Below are 13,504 nucleotides of genomic sequence, written 5' to 3'. Positions count from 1 at the left end.
GAACTCGGCACAGGAAGGTTTCAGCTTGAACAGCACGGCTCTCAGAGACGACGCGCCCGTCGAGTCCGCACGCCGGCAGCGGACCCGCACACGGCTCCTCGACGCCGCCTTCGACGTCTTCGCCGAGCAGGGCGTCAAGGCCGCGAGCGTGGAGACGATCGCCGAGGCGGCGGGCTTCACCCGGGGCGCGTTCTACTCCAACTTCTCCAGCAAGGAGGAGCTCTTCTTCGCCCTGATGGAGCGCGAGAAGACCATGCGGCTCGAGCAGCTCGACGCCGGCGTGGAACAGTTCCTCCGGCCCCTGGTGGGCTCGGGAGGCGTCGAGCTCGACGACGACGATGTCCTCCGCACGATCACCCGCATCCTGGAACTGCAGTCCGACGACCGGCGCTGGTGGCTGGTGCAGTCGGAGTTCCTGCTGCTCGCGCTGCGCGACCCGGCGATCTCCGCGGACTTCCTGCGCTACCAGGACGGCTTCTTCCAGGAGCTCACCGAGACGGTCGTCGCCGCCCTCGCGAGCGCGCGGCGCCGGTTCACCATCGACCCGGAGGAGGCGGTGCGCGTCATCGCGGAGCTCTGCGCCAACGGGGAGGCCCGCGCGCTGCTCTCGGGCGACGAGCGGAAGTTCGCCGAACGGCTCTCGGAGTCGGTGCCCGCCATCCTGCTGGCCCTCACCGAACGGATCTGATCGAACGCCGAGGCGCAGCGGGTAACGTGTGCTCGATGCGACGTCGACTGCTCCGTCCGGCCCTCGCGACCGCGCTGTGCGCGGCCGTACTGCTGGCCGTGGCCGCGTGCGCCGCGCCGGCGAATCCGGCGGCGACGCCCGGTGCGGCCGTCGGAGCCACGCCGACCCCGAAGGCGACCCGCGACCCGTTCCCGAAAGAGCCGCTCACGGCGCAGACCCGGTACGTCGCGCTCGGCGACTCCTTCGCCGCGGGGATGGGCGGCGGTGACGAGACCGGCAAGTGCCGTTCCAGCCCGCTCAGCTACCCGAGCGTGTTCACCCGCCAGTCCGGGGTCGACCTGGTCGTCAACGCGGCCTGCGCGGGAGCGACGACGTCCGACCTCCTCAAACATCAGCTGATCGCGCTGGACGACCGCACGAACCTGGTGACCATCAGCATCGGCGGCAACGACCTCGGCGTCGCCGCCATCGCCGCGGAGTGCTCGGCCGGCAAGGCGTTCGCCTGCCGCAACGGCGTCTCCTCGGCCCTGTCCCTGCTGAACGTCCTCCCGGAGCGGCTGGCGGCGGTCTACGCGGCTATACACCTGGCCGCCCCGAACGCCCGCATCGTCGTCACCGGCTACGCGATCGAGTTCGACAACTACGACCCGAAGTCGCCGACCTTCGGCACGGACACCGCGATCAACGCGGCGACGCTCGGCCTCAACCAGACCATCTCCGACGTCGTCGACTCCCAGCGCGCCCAGGGGGTGCCGATGACCTACGTCGGGGTCGACTTCGCCGGGCACGGCATCGGCTCGAAGAAGCCGTGGCTGAACCTCAGCGGGATCGACGCCTTCCATCCGACCGCGACGGGCTATGCGCAGTACGCGAACGCGCTGACGCGGCTGCTGGGCCGAGCGAAGTAGCAGGGTCGTCCTCCGCGCCCTCACCGGCGATGCGGGCCGGCGCCTGGTGCGTGCCGTCGATGGTGGCGCGCGCGAACTCCAAGGTCTCCCGGAGCATCGCCGTGCGCTCGGCGGTGTCGCGCGCCTTCCGCGTGTTCACCTCCGCGACGACCGAGCCGTCCCAGCCGGAGGCCGCGAGCGAGCGCAGCACCTCGGCGACCGGCTGGCTCCCGCGCCCGGGGATGAGGTGCTCGTCGAACACGCGCGAGTCGTCCAGCGGGCCGGAGCCGTCGCACAGGTGCACGTGCCGCAGCCGGTCGCCGAGCCGGCTCGCGAGGTCGAGCCCGTCCACCCCGCTCAGCGCGGCGTGCGAGAAGTCGAGCGTGACCGCGTCGCAGTCCATGCCGAGCGGATTCCAGTGCGGGACGTAACCGGCCATCGAGCGGCCGGCGACCTTCCACGGGAACATGTTCTCGACCGCGACGGTGACGCCGGTCCGCTCGGCGGTGGTCCGGACGAGGCCGAGGAAGTCCTCGGCGTAGCCGGACTGCCAGCGGAACGGCGGATGCACGACGACCGTGTCGGCGCCCAGCTCCGCGGCGAGCTCGGCCGACCGCTCCAGCTTGACGCCGGGGTCGCGTCCCCAGACGAAGTGCGTCAGCAGCAGGACAGGGGCGTGGACGCTCAGGACGCGCGTGCCGTAGCGCTCGGCGAGCCTGCGGAGGGGTTCCGTCGACTGCGTCCGGTCGTCGCGGGTGACCATGACCTCCACGCCGTCGTAGCCCAGCTCGGCGGCCGTGCGGAAGGCGGTCTCGACCCCGAGCGGGTAGACGCAGGTCGTGCCCATGCCGATGCGCATCACGACCGCCACTCTAACGACGGCGACTGAACGAGCAGTGTCCGGAGGGGGAACGCCCACCCGCGCCGGCCGGATCGGGCGCTGGTACTGTGACAAGCAGACCAATCGCATCAACTGGGGGAGTTGACCCACCATCAGCCAGACGTCCGAAGCCGCAGCAACCGATACGTACGACCTGGTGATCGTGTCCAACCGACTACCCGTCGACCGTGTGGTCGACGAGGCGGGGCAGGCGTCCTGGCGGCCGTCGCCGGGCGGCCTGGTCACGGCGCTGCAGCCGGTCATGCGCGCGGAGGACGGCGTCTGGGTCGGCTGGGCCGGCGTCGCGGACGAGGAGATCGAGCCCTTCGAGGCGGACGGCATCACCATCCGGCCCGTCATGCTCAGCGAGCAGGAGCTGGAGGAGTACTACGAGGGCTTCTCCAACGACACGCTCTGGCCGCTGTACCACGACGTCATCGCGCAGCCGAGCTATCACCGGGAGTGGTGGGAGAGCTACGTGCGCGTCAACCGCCGCTTCGCCGACGCGGCCGCGAGCGTCGCCTCGCACGGTGCGGTCGTCTGGGTGCATGACTACCAGCTCCAGCTCGTGCCGGCGATGCTGCGGGAGGTGCGCCCGGACCTGGTCATCGGCTTCTTCAACCACATCCCGTTCCCGCCGTACGGCATCTACTCGCAGCTGCCGTGGCGCCGGCAGATCATCGACGGCCTCCTCGGCGCCGACGTCATCGGCTTCCAGCGGGTGGCCGACGCGGGCAACTTCTCGCGCGCGGTCCGCCGGCTGAAGGGCTACGAGACTCGCGGCCCGATCATCGAGGTGCCGATCGACACCGACGACCCCGAGTCCGGGTCGCACCGGCACGTCACGACGAACCGGCACGGCGGCCTGGTGCGCACGGTGCTCGCACGGGCCTTCCCGATCTCCATCGACGCCGAGGCGTACCAGGAACTGGCCCGCCGCCCGTCCATCCGAGAGCGCGCCAAGGAGATCCGGGAGGAGCTGGGCAACCCCGAGACGATCATGCTGGGCGTCGACCGTCTCGATTACACCAAGGGCATCGGGCACCGGCTGAAGGCTTTCGGGGAGCTGCTGCGCGAAGACCGGCTGAGCGTGGAGGACGTCACACTCGTGCAGGTCGCGAGCCCGAGCCGCGAGCGGGTGGAGACCTACCGCCAACTGCGCGACGAGATCGAGCTCACCGTCGGCCGGATCAACGGCGACTACGCCACCCTCGGCCACACCGCCGTGGCCTACCTCCACCATGGCTATCCCAAGGAGGAGATGGTCGCGCTCTACCTCGCGGCCGACGTCATGCTCGTCACCGCCCTGCGCGACGGCATGAACCTGGTGGCCAAGGAGTACGTGGCGACCCGGGTCGACGAGGACGGCGTGCTGGTGCTCAGCGAGTTCGCCGGCGCCTCCGACGAGCTGCGCCAGGCGCTCCTGATCAACCCGCACGACATCGAGGGCCTGAAGGACACCATGCTCCAGGCGATCGCGATGCCCAAGCGCGACCGGGTGCGCCGCATGCGTGCGCTGCGCAAGAAGGTGCTCACGAACGATGTCGCCCGCTGGTCCGCCAGCTTCCTGGAGGCGCTCACCCGGAGCGCCCACGGCGACCACCCCCTGCAGAATCCGCCGGTCAACCGGCGCTGACCCCCGTTCACGCAACAGAGAGCCGCATGACAGACACCTCCCTCCCGAACGCCGCCACCGACCCGCAGCCGGCCGCCATCGCCCTCGCGACGGCCGTCGCGCGGCTGGCGGGCGCCGAGCGCCTGCTGCTCGCCCTGGACTTCGACGGCACGCTCGCGCCCTTCGTCGACAAACCGAAGGCCGCCCGGATGCTCCCGGCAGCGAAGGCCGCCCTGGACCGCCTGGAGGCGCTCCCGGACACCTGGGTCGCGTACGTCTCGGGCCGTCCGCTCTCCAGCCTGGAGATCGTCACGGAGGCCGACAAGGACGCTCTGCTGATCGGCTCCCACGGCGTCGAGATCCGCTTCGGCCGCGACGGCGTCTCCCTCGATCTGAGCGACGAGGAGCGGACGACGCTCGAGAAGCTGGGCGAGACCCTGGGCGCGCTGGTCGACAGCGTCCCGGGCACGCGACTGGAGGTCAAGCCGGTCGGCTTCGGCGTCCACTACCGCCTGCTGGACGCCGACGAGGGCGCTGCCGTGGTGGCGCGCGCCTACGAGGCCGCTGCGTCCGTCAGCGACGCCCTGACCATCCGCGACGGCAAGGACATCATCGAGTTCTCGGTCCGCGGGGCGAACAAGGGCGACGGCATCGAGCGCCTGCGCGAGTACACGCACGCGACCGCGGTCCTGTTCGCCGGCGACGACATCACCGACGAGGACGCCTTCGCCGTGCTGCGGCCGGAGGAGGGCGACCTGGGGATCAAGGTCGGCGAAGGTGAGACGGCGGCACAGTTCCGGGTCGCGGACGAGCGGGCGGTGGCGACGCTGCTGGGGTTGCTGGCGGATGCGCGGGGGAGCGCGCGCGCCTGAGGGCGCGGACGTCCTCCACAACCCGAGTAGCGCTGCGGCTTCTGCACCGGTTCGACTCATGGCCGACCCGGTATCCAAACGGTCCTAGAGTTGTCACATGCCAGAGATCGATTGGAAGCCGCGTTCGCGCGTCGTCACGGACGGAATCGAAGCCACAACCAGCCGCGGGATGCTGCGGGCCGTCGGCATGGGCGACGCGGACTGGGAGAAGCCGCAGATCGGCATCGCCAGCTCGTGGAACGAGATCACGCCCTGCAACCTCTCGCTCGACCGCCTCGCGCAGGGGGCGAAGGAAGGCGTGCACTCCGGCGGCGGCTACCCGCTCCAGTTCGGCACCATCTCCGTCTCCGACGGCATCTCGATGGGTCACGAGGGTATGCATTTCTCGCTGGTCTCCCGCGAGGTCATCGCCGACTCGGTCGAGACAGTCATGATGGCCGAGCGCCTCGACGGCACCGTGCTCCTCGCCGGCTGCGACAAGTCGCTCCCCGGCATGCTCATGGCCGCAGCGCGGCTCGACCTCTCCGCCGTCTTCCTCTACGCGGGCTCCATCGCGCCGGGCTGGGTCAAGCTCAGCGACGGCACCGAGAAGGACGTCACGATCATCGACTCGTTCGAGGCGGTCGGAGCGTGCAAGGCCGGCAAGATGAGCGAGGAGGACCTCAAGCGCATCGAGTGCGCGATCGCCCCGGGCGAGGGCGCCTGCGGCGGCATGTACACCGCGAACACCATGGCCAGCGTCGCCGAGGCGCTCGGGATGAGCCTCCCCGGCTCGGCCGCGCCGCCCTCGGCCGACCGCCGCCGCGACTACTTCGCCCACCGCTCGGGCGAGGCCGTGGTCAACCTGCTCAAGCAGGGGATCACCGCGCGCGACATCCTCACCAAGAAGGCGTTCGAGAACGCGATCGCCGTCGCCATGGCGTTCGGCGGCTCGACCAACGTCGTCCTGCACCTGCTGGCCATCGCGAACGAGGCGGAGGTCGAGCTCACCATCGACGACTTCAACCGGATCGGCGACAAGGTGCCGCACATCGGCGACCTCAAGCCGTTCGGCAAGTACGTCATGAACGACGTCGACCGGCACGGCGGCGTCCCCGTCGTCATGAAGGCCCTGCTCGACGCGGGCCTGCTGCACGGCGACTGCCTCACCGTCACGGGCAAGACCGTCGCGGAGAACCTTGCCGAGATCAACCCGCCCGCGCCGGACGGCAACGTCATGCGCTCGCTGGACAACCCCATCCACCCGACCGGCGGCCTGACGATCCTCAAGGGCTCGCTCGCTCCGGAGGGCGCAGTCGTCAAGACGGCGGGCTTCGACGCCGACGTGTTCGAGGGGCCCGCACGCGTGTTCGAGCGCGAGCGCGCCGCGATGGACGCGCTGACCGAGGGGCGCATCAGCGCCGGCGACGTCGTCATCATCCGTTACGAGGGCCCCAAGGGCGGCCCGGGCATGCGCGAGATGCTGGCGATCACCGCCGCCATCAAGGGCGCAGGCCTCGGCAAGGATGTACTACTATTGACGGACGGACGATTCTCAGGCGGCACAACCGGCCTGTGCATCGGCCACATAGCACCCGAAGCGGTGGACGCAGGTCCCATCGCCTTCGTGCGCGATGGTGATCTGATACGGGTCGATATCGCGGCTCGCTCCCTCGACCTACTTGTCGACGAGTCAGAGCTGACCGCCCGCCGTGACGGCTGGGCGCCTCTTCCTCCGCGCTATACCCGTGGCGTTCTCGCGAAGTACTCCAAGCTCGTGCGCTCCGCTGCGGAGGGCGCGGTCACGGGGTAGCCTTCGCCCCCGCTCAGATACATCAACCGCTTCGCACGTAAGGGATCGATAAGGCATGACGCCGGATGCAACCCCCAGTTCAGTGTTGCCCCCCGCGGCGCCCGGAAAGGCGTCGCCCGAAATCCTGACCGGCTCCCAGTCGGTCGTCCGCACCCTCGAGCTCCTCGGCGTCACCGACGTCTTCGGGCTGCCGGGCGGTGCGATCCTCCCCATCTACGACGCGATCATGGACTCGTCCGCGATCCGTCACATCCTGGTCCGCCACGAGCAGGGCGGCGGCCACGCGGCCGAGGGCTACGCCTCGGCGTCCAACAAGGTCGGCGTCGCGATGGCGACCTCCGGCCCCGGGGCGACGAACCTCGTCACCGCGATCATGGACGCGCACATGGACTCCGTCCCGGTCGTGTTCATCACCGGCCAGGTGTTCTCCACGCTGATGGGCACGGACGCGTTCCAGGAGGCCGACATCGTCGGCATCACCATGCCGATCACCAAGCACTCGTTCCTGGTCAAGAAGGCCGAGGACATCCCGGCCACGATCGCTGCGGCGTACCACATCGCCGGGACGGGACGACCGGGCCCGGTGCTGGTGGACATCACCAAGGACGCCCAGCAGAACGCGGTGCCGTTCGTCTGGCCGCCCAAGATCGACCTGCCCGGCTACCGCCCGATCATCAAGGCGCACGGCAAGCAGATCCTCGCCGCGGCGCAGCTGCTGGTCGAGTCGAAGAAGCCGGTGCTGTACGTCGGCGGCGGCGTGATCCGTTCGCGCGCCTCGCAGGAGCTCCTGGAGCTCGCCGAGGCGACCGGCATCCCGGTGGTCACCACGCTGATGGCGCGCGGGGCGTTCCCCGACACGCACAAGCAGCACCTCGGCATGCCCGGCATGCACGGCACGGTGCCCGCGGTGCTCGCCCTGCAGGAGTCCGACCTCATCGTGTCGCTCGGAGCGCGCTTCGACGACCGGGTCACCGGCAACACCTCTCTCTTCGCGCCGAACGCGAAGATCGTGCACGTCGACGTCGACCCCGCCGAGATCTCCAAGATCCGAGTCGCCGACGTCCCCATCGTCGGCGATGCCAAGGACGTCATCGTCGATCTGACCGCGGCCTACCAGGACGCCGCCCGCGCGGGTGCGCCCGACCTGGTCGAGTGGTGGACCTACCTCAACGGGCTCCGCGAGGAGTTCCCGCTGGGCTACACGCCCACCAGCGACGGCCTGCTCGCCCCGCAGCACGTCATCCAGCGGATCGGCGAGCTGACCGGGCCCGAGGGCATCTACACCGCCGGCGTCGGCCAGCACCAGATGTGGGCCGCGCAGTTCATCAAGTACGAGCGCCCCAACTCATGGCTGAACTCCGGCGGAGCCGGCACGATGGGCTACTCGGTGCCGGCGGCGATGGGCGCCAAGGTCGCCCAGCCGGACCGTGTCGTGTGGGCGATCGACGGCGACGGCTGCTTCCAGATGACCAACCAGGAGCTGGCCACCTGCACCATCAACGACATCCCGATCAAGGTGGCGATCATCAACAACTCGTCGCTCGGGATGGTGCGGCAGTGGCAGACGCTGTTCTATGACGGCCGCTACTCGAACACCGACCTCAACACCGGCCACGACACCGTGCGGGTGCCCGACTTCGTGAAGCTCGCCGAGGCGTACGGCGCCCTCGGCATTCGCGTCACGAAGGAGGAGGAGGTGGACGCCGCCATCAAGCTGGCGCTGGAGACGAACGACCGCCCGGTCGTCATCGACTTCGTCGTCAGCGCCGACGCGATGGTGTGGCCGATGGTGCCGCAGGGCGTCAGCAACAGCTACGTGCAGTACGCACGCGACCACAGCCCGTCCTTCGGAGAGGAGTGACCCCCATGAGCACACACGTTCTGAGCCTCCTCGTCGAGGACAAGCCCGGTCTGCTGACCCGGGTCGCCGGCCTCTTCGCGCGGCGCGGCTTCAACATCCACTCGCTGGCGGTGGGCACGAGCGAGGTCGACGGCCTCTCCCGCATCACCGTGGTGGTGGACGTCGAGGACCTCCCGCTGGAGCAGGTCACCAAGCAGCTGAACAAGCTGATCAACGTCATCAAGATCGTGGAGCTGGACCCGGCGCAATCGGTCCAGCGCGAGCACCTGCTGATCAAGGTGCGGGTCGACAACTCGACGCGCTCCCAGGTGCTGGAGGCGGTCAACCTCTTCCGTGCCCGCGTCGTCGACGTGGCCACCGACGCCCTCGTGATCGAGGTCACCGGCGACAGCGGCAAGACCCAGGCGCTGCTCAAGGTGCTGGAGCCGTACGGGATCAAGGAGATGGCCCAGTCCGGCCTCCTCGCGATCGGCCGCGGCGGCAAGTCCATCACCGAGCGCGTCTTCAAAAACTAGACCAGAACGTTTAAGAACCACATCACGAAGGAGAACCCACACAGTGGCTGAGATCTACTACGACAACGACGCGGACCTCTCGATCATCCAGGGCAAGAAGGTCGCGGTCATCGGCTACGGCTCGCAGGGCCACGCGCACGCGCAGAACCTCCGCGACTCGGGCGTCGAGGTCGTCATCGGCCTCAAGGAAGGCTCGAAGTCCAAGCCGAAGGCCGAGGAGGCGGGCTTCCGCGTCCTCTCCGCCGCCGACGCCGCCAAGTGGGCCGACGTCGTCGTCATCCTCGCGCCCGACCAGGTGCAGCGGAACCTCTACAAGGACGACATCCAGGCCAACCTGGAGGAGGGCAACGCCCTCGTCTTCGGCCACGGCTTCAACATCCGCTTCGGCTACATCGAGGCGCCCGAGGGCGTCGACGTGATCATGGTCGCCCCCAAGGGCCCCGGCCACACTGTGCGCCGCGAGTACGAGGCCGGCCGCGGCGTCCCCGTCATCGTGGCCGTCGAGAAGGACGCGACCGGCAACGCCTGGCCGCTCGTCCTCTCGTACGCGAAGGGCATCGGCGGCCTCCGCGCCGGCGGCATCAAGACCACCTTCACCGAGGAGACCGAGACCGACCTTTTCGGCGAGCAGGCCGTCCTCTGCGGCGGTGTCTCGCAGCTCGTCCAGTACGGCTTCGAGACCCTGACCGAGGCCGGCTACCAGCCGCAGGTCGCCTACTTCGAGGTCCTGCACGAGCTGAAGCTCATCGTGGACCTGATGTGGGAGGGGGGCATCGCCAAGCAGCGCTGGAGTGTCTCCGACACGGCCGAGTACGGCGACTACGTCTCCGGCCCGCGCGTCATCGACCCGCACGTGAAGGAGAACATGAAGGCGGTGCTCTCCGACATCCAGGACGGCACCTTCGCCAAGCGCTTCATCGCCGACCAGGACGCGGGCGCGCCCGAGTTCCTGGAGCTCCGCAAGAAGGGCGAGCAGCACCCCATCGAGGCCACCGGCCGCGAGCTGCGCAAGCTCTTCGCCTGGAACGCGTCCAACGACGACGACTACGTGGACGGCGAGGTCGCGCGCTGATCCAGCCGCGCTGACCACGGCATCCCGGACGGGGCCGCACCGGATGAGGGTGCGGCCCCGTCCGTCGTTACGCTCCGGGCGTCCGCGCTTCGGGGGTTTGCGCTACGCCGCGCTGTGCTCGATCACCGCGTCGGTGCCGGGATAGACGAGCGTCTCGTGCCCGTCGTCGAACCGGACCAGATACGGCGGCGCGCCGTCTTCTCCGCGCACCTCGATCACCGAGCCGTGGCGGTCGGCGGACTCCACGTGGGTGCCCCGGATGCAGATCCGGTCTCCGATCGTCGCCTGCATGACGGCCTCCTCCCTGAACCCTCACGGTCGACGTTACGCCGGGGCCGTCCTGGCGGGAATGCCGCTATCGTGGCCGCATGCCCGAACCGCGCCGCACCGCCGTCGAGATCGCCGTCCAGGATGTCGCCGGCGTGCGCGTCGCCCTCGCGGAGGGCGCGGACCGGGTCGAGCTGTGCGTCGCGCTGGGCCTCGGCGGGCTGACCCCGTCGGCCGGGCTCGTGCGTGCAGCGGTCGAGGAGGCGCGGGAGGACGGCCGCGCGGGCTTCGTCCACGTGCTGGTGCGTCCGCGCGGCGGCGGTTTCGTCTACGACTCCGACGAGCTGGACACGATCGCCGCCGACATCCGCTTCGCCCGTGAAGCGGGCGCCGCGGGCGTGGTCGTCAGCGCACTGGACGAGGTCGGGAGTGTCGACGGGGAGGCCGTCGCCCGCTTCGTCGCGGAAGCCGCCGGCCTCGAGGTGACCTTCCACCGGGCCTTCGACACGCTGAGCGACCCGCCGGCCGCCGCCGACCTGCTCGCGAGGCTCGGCGTCGCGCGCATCCTCACCTCCGGCGGCGCGGCGCGCAGTGTCGACGGGCTCGACGGCCTGCGAGCGCTGGCCCAGCGGGTGGACGGCCGCATTCAGGTGATGGCAGGCGGGGGAGTGCGCGTGCAGGACATCCACGCTCTCATCGCGGCCGGAGTCGACGCGGTGCACCTCTCGGCGCGCCAGACGGTGTCGGGCGCGCCGAGCGGCCCGGGCGGCGGCGACGCGACCTACGACATCACCCATCCGATCACCGTGCGCGAGGCGGTCGCCGCCGTCCGCGACGTCCGTTCGTAACGCGGTGAAAGGCGGCGTTGCGCTCCGGCTAGAGTTAAGCAACCCGCGCACCGACGACTGCTGCGCGTCTTCTCCCAAGCCAGCCTCCCTGTAAGGAAACTGCCACGTGACAAAGCCGGTCGTGCTGATCGCCGAAGAACTTTCGCCCGCCACCGTCGACGCCCTCGGGCCGGACTTCGAGATCCGCAACGTGGACGGGACCGATCGGCCCGCCTTGCTGTCCGCCGTCTCCGACGCGGATGCCATCCTGGTGCGCTCCGCCACCAAGGTCGACGCCGAGGTCATCTCCGCCGCCCCGAAGCTGCGCGTCATCGCCCGTGCCGGCGTCGGCCTGGACAACGTCGACATCAAGACCGCCACCAATGCGGGTGTCATGGTCGTCAATGCGCCGACCTCAAACATCATCTCGGCCGCCGAGCTCACCGTCGGTCACATCCTGAGCCTCGCCCGGCACATCCCGGCCGCGCACAGCGCGCTCGCCCAGGGTCAGTGGAAGCGCTCCAAGTACACCGGCGTCGAGCTCTACGAGAAGACGGTCGGCATCATCGGCCTCGGCCGCATCGGCGCGCTGATCACCGCCCGCCTGCAGGCGTTCGGCACCAAGGTGATCGCGTACGACCCGTACGTCACGAGCGCCCGGGCGCAGCAGCTCGGTGTCCAGCTGGTCAGCCTGGACGAGCTGCTCACCGACGCCGACTTCATCACCATCCACATGCCGAAGACCCCGGAGACCACCGGGATGATCTCCGACGACCAGCTCGCGCAGATGAAGCCGACCGCGTTCATCGTCAACGTCGCCCGCGGCGGACTGATCGACGAGGACGCCCTCTACCGCGCGCTCAGCACCAAGAGCATCGCCGGCGCGGGACTCGACGTGTTCGTCACTGAGCCGCCGACGGACTCGCCGCTGCTGGAGCTCGAGAATGTCATCGTCACTCCGCACCTCGGCGCCTCGACCGATGAGGCGCAGGAGAAGGCCGGCGTCTCGGTGGCCAAGTCGGTGCGGCTCGCGCTCTCCGGCGAGCTGGTTCCGGACGCGGTCAACGTCGCCGGCGGCGTCATCGACCCGTACGTGCGCCCCGGCATCCCGCTCGTGGAGAAGCTCGGCCAAGTGTTCTCCGGCCTGGCGCACAGCCCGCTGACCAGCATCGACGTGGAGGTCCGCGGCGAGCTCGTCGACTACGACGTCAGCGTGCTCAAGCTCGCGGCGCTCAAGGGCATCTTCACCAACATCGTCTCGGAGACGGTGTCGTACGTGAACGCGCCTCTGCTCGCCGAGCAGCGCGGCATCGAGGTGCGCCTCATCACCGACTCGGTGAGCGAGGAGTACCGCAACCTGATCACCCTGCGCGGAGCGCTCAGCGACGGCTCGCAGGTGTCGGTCTCCGGTACCCTCACCGGCACCAAGCAGATCGAGAAGGTCGTGGAGATCAACGGCTACGACGTGGAGGTGCCGATCGCCGAGCACCTGATCGTCATGGTCTACGACGACCGTCCCGGCATCGTCGCGGTCTACGGCCACGAGTTCGGCGAGGCGAAGATCAACATCGCCGGCATGCAGATCGCCCGCACCTCGGCCGGCGGCAAGGCGCTCAGCGTGCTGACGGTCGACTCGCGCGTCCCGGAGGGCCTGCTCGAGACCGTGCGCATCGCGATCAAGGCCGACCTGATGCAGGAGATCGACATCACGGAGGCCTGAGGCCCGGCCTCCAGGAAATTCCTGTCGCGCACTGTCGATTCGGGCGGTTGACTTGCGTCGTACGGATGTCGCCCCGAGCGGGGTGGCGTTCCGACGAAGTGAGGAGACCACGATGTCCGACGAGTACGTTCTGCTCATCCGCGAGCCGAACTGGAACCCCGAGGCGATGACGGCGGAGGAGTGGCAGGCGGGCATGGCCGGCCACAAGGCATTCCAGGACGCCGTGGCCGCAGCCGGCGAGCGGATCGTCGCCAGCAGCGCCCTGCAGCCGATCGCCAAGGCGACGAAGATCACACCCAGGGGCGGCGCCGCCCCGCTGATCACCGACGGACCGTTCGGCGAGACCAGCGAGGTCGTCACCGGCTTCTACAGCTACACCGCCGCGACGCCCGAGCAGGCCAGGGAGCTGGCCGCTCTGGTGCCGACCAGCGGCTGGGTGGAGCTGTACCCGGTGCTGGTGCTCGACACCGTGCGCTGAGCCGGGCAGACCGGAGGCGGATGGCGGAGC

The 13,504-nt window shown here is 69.6% G+C and carries 13 protein-coding genes; 11 read left to right on the top strand and 2 right to left on the bottom strand.

Annotation, left to right across the window (positions count from 1 at the left end; all coding sequences use genetic code 11):
• Nucleotides 1-25: 25 nt before the first annotated feature.
• Both AC1ROW_RS04045 and AC1ROW_RS04040 read left to right on the top strand, forming a co-directional pair.
• Nucleotides 26-688, top strand: a complete 663-nt coding sequence (locus AC1ROW_RS04045; protein WP_493017563.1) for a TetR/AcrR family transcriptional regulator — start codon at nucleotides 26-28, stop codon at nucleotides 686-688.
• Between the two features lie 35 nt (nucleotides 689-723).
• Nucleotides 724-1,596: an SGNH/GDSL hydrolase family protein gene (locus AC1ROW_RS04040; protein WP_493017562.1), complete on the top strand. Its 873-nt coding sequence runs from the start codon at nucleotides 724-726 to the stop codon at nucleotides 1,594-1,596.
• Here the strand turns inward: AC1ROW_RS04040 and AC1ROW_RS04035 are convergent.
• Entirely contained in the window at nucleotides 1,508-2,434 is a 927-nt protein-coding gene (locus tag AC1ROW_RS04035) for a sugar phosphate isomerase/epimerase family protein (protein ID WP_493018353.1), read from the bottom strand. The two genes, AC1ROW_RS04040 and AC1ROW_RS04035, sit on opposite strands and share 89 nt — an antisense overlap.
• A gap of 184 nt (nucleotides 2,435-2,618) precedes the next feature.
• Here AC1ROW_RS04035 and otsA point away from each other — a divergent pair, with 184 nt between their 5' ends.
• The 6 genes from otsA to ilvC all read left to right on the top strand — a co-directional run bounded on the left by otsA (nucleotide 2,619) and on the right by ilvC (nucleotide 10,182).
• On the top strand, nucleotides 2,619-4,091 hold the full coding sequence (gene otsA / locus AC1ROW_RS04030) for an alpha,alpha-trehalose-phosphate synthase (UDP-forming) (protein WP_493017561.1): 1,473 nt from the start codon (nucleotides 2,619-2,621) through the stop codon (nucleotides 4,089-4,091).
• 26 nt (nucleotides 4,092-4,117) lie between these two features.
• On the top strand, nucleotides 4,118-4,942 hold the full coding sequence (gene otsB / locus AC1ROW_RS04025) for a trehalose-phosphatase (protein ID WP_493017560.1): 825 nt from the start codon (nucleotides 4,118-4,120) through the stop codon (nucleotides 4,940-4,942).
• Nucleotides 4,943-5,039: 97 nt separating this feature from the next.
• Nucleotides 5,040-6,734, top strand: a complete 1,695-nt coding sequence (gene ilvD / locus AC1ROW_RS04020) for a dihydroxy-acid dehydratase (RefSeq protein ID WP_493017559.1) — start codon at nucleotides 5,040-5,042, stop codon at nucleotides 6,732-6,734.
• A 55-nt stretch (nucleotides 6,735-6,789) separates the two neighbouring features.
• Complete coding sequence (locus AC1ROW_RS04015; protein WP_493017558.1) at nucleotides 6,790-8,595, top strand: acetolactate synthase large subunit; 1,806 nt, start codon at nucleotides 6,790-6,792, stop codon at nucleotides 8,593-8,595.
• 5 nt (nucleotides 8,596-8,600) lie between these two features.
• The gene (gene ilvN, locus AC1ROW_RS04010) at nucleotides 8,601-9,110 is read left to right on the top strand and encodes an acetolactate synthase small subunit (protein ID WP_064108653.1); all 510 of its coding nucleotides are present in this window, start codon (nucleotides 8,601-8,603) and stop codon (nucleotides 9,108-9,110) included.
• Nucleotides 9,111-9,153: 43 nt separating this feature from the next.
• Nucleotides 9,154-10,182, top strand: coding sequence for a ketol-acid reductoisomerase (gene ilvC, locus AC1ROW_RS04005; RefSeq protein WP_369960074.1), 1,029 nt, complete (start codon nucleotides 9,154-9,156; stop codon nucleotides 10,180-10,182).
• Between the two features lie 102 nt (nucleotides 10,183-10,284).
• Here the strand turns inward: ilvC and AC1ROW_RS04000 are convergent, their stop codons facing one another.
• Entirely contained in the window at nucleotides 10,285-10,473 is a 189-nt protein-coding gene (locus tag AC1ROW_RS04000; protein WP_493017557.1) for a DUF1918 domain-containing protein, read from the bottom strand.
• Between the two features lie 77 nt (nucleotides 10,474-10,550).
• Between AC1ROW_RS04000 and AC1ROW_RS03995 the strand changes: the two genes are divergently transcribed.
• The 3 genes from AC1ROW_RS03995 to AC1ROW_RS03985 all read left to right on the top strand — a co-directional run bounded on the left by AC1ROW_RS03995 (nucleotide 10,551) and on the right by AC1ROW_RS03985 (nucleotide 13,474).
• Nucleotides 10,551-11,297, top strand: coding sequence for a copper homeostasis protein CutC (locus tag AC1ROW_RS03995; RefSeq protein ID WP_493017556.1), 747 nt, complete (start codon nucleotides 10,551-10,553; stop codon nucleotides 11,295-11,297).
• A 106-nt stretch (nucleotides 11,298-11,403) separates the two neighbouring features.
• Nucleotides 11,404-12,996, top strand: a complete 1,593-nt coding sequence (serA, locus tag AC1ROW_RS03990; RefSeq protein WP_493017555.1) for a phosphoglycerate dehydrogenase — start codon at nucleotides 11,404-11,406, stop codon at nucleotides 12,994-12,996.
• Nucleotides 12,997-13,108: 112 nt separating this feature from the next.
• Nucleotides 13,109-13,474 (top strand): YciI family protein, encoded by a 366-nt coding sequence (locus AC1ROW_RS03985; protein ID WP_493017554.1) that lies wholly within the window; start codon nucleotides 13,109-13,111, stop codon nucleotides 13,472-13,474.
• Nucleotides 13,475-13,504: the final 30 nt, after the last annotated feature.

Source organism: Leifsonia sp. GW821-FHT13C09 (assembly GCF_058806435.1).
The sequence above is the reverse complement of the archived record's forward strand: the minus strand, read 5'-3'. Positions and strand labels throughout refer to the sequence as shown.

What these genes read in the sequence shown, in the direction of transcription:
- AC1ROW_RS04040 (WP_493017562.1), top strand. Translation starts at nt 724, where the DNA reads ATGCGACGTCGACTGCTCCGTCCGGCCCTCGCGACCGCGCTGTGCGCG.
- AC1ROW_RS04035 (WP_493018353.1), bottom strand. Translation starts at nt 2,434, where the DNA reads ATGCGCATCGGCATGGGCACGACCTGCGTCTACCCGCTCGGGGTCGAG.
- otsB (WP_493017560.1), top strand. Translation starts at nt 4,118, where the DNA reads ATGACAGACACCTCCCTCCCGAACGCCGCCACCGACCCGCAGCCGGCC.
- ilvD (WP_493017559.1), top strand. Translation starts at nt 5,040, where the DNA reads ATGCCAGAGATCGATTGGAAGCCGCGTTCGCGCGTCGTCACGGACGGA.
- AC1ROW_RS04015 (WP_493017558.1), top strand. Translation starts at nt 6,790, where the DNA reads ATGACGCCGGATGCAACCCCCAGTTCAGTGTTGCCCCCCGCGGCGCCC.
- ilvN (WP_064108653.1), top strand. Translation starts at nt 8,601, where the DNA reads ATGAGCACACACGTTCTGAGCCTCCTCGTCGAGGACAAGCCCGGTCTG.
- AC1ROW_RS04000 (WP_493017557.1), bottom strand. Translation starts at nt 10,473, where the DNA reads ATGCAGGCGACGATCGGAGACCGGATCTGCATCCGGGGCACCCACGTG.
- AC1ROW_RS03995 (WP_493017556.1), top strand. Translation starts at nt 10,551, where the DNA reads ATGCCCGAACCGCGCCGCACCGCCGTCGAGATCGCCGTCCAGGATGTC.
- AC1ROW_RS03985 (WP_493017554.1), top strand. Translation starts at nt 13,109, where the DNA reads ATGTCCGACGAGTACGTTCTGCTCATCCGCGAGCCGAACTGGAACCCC.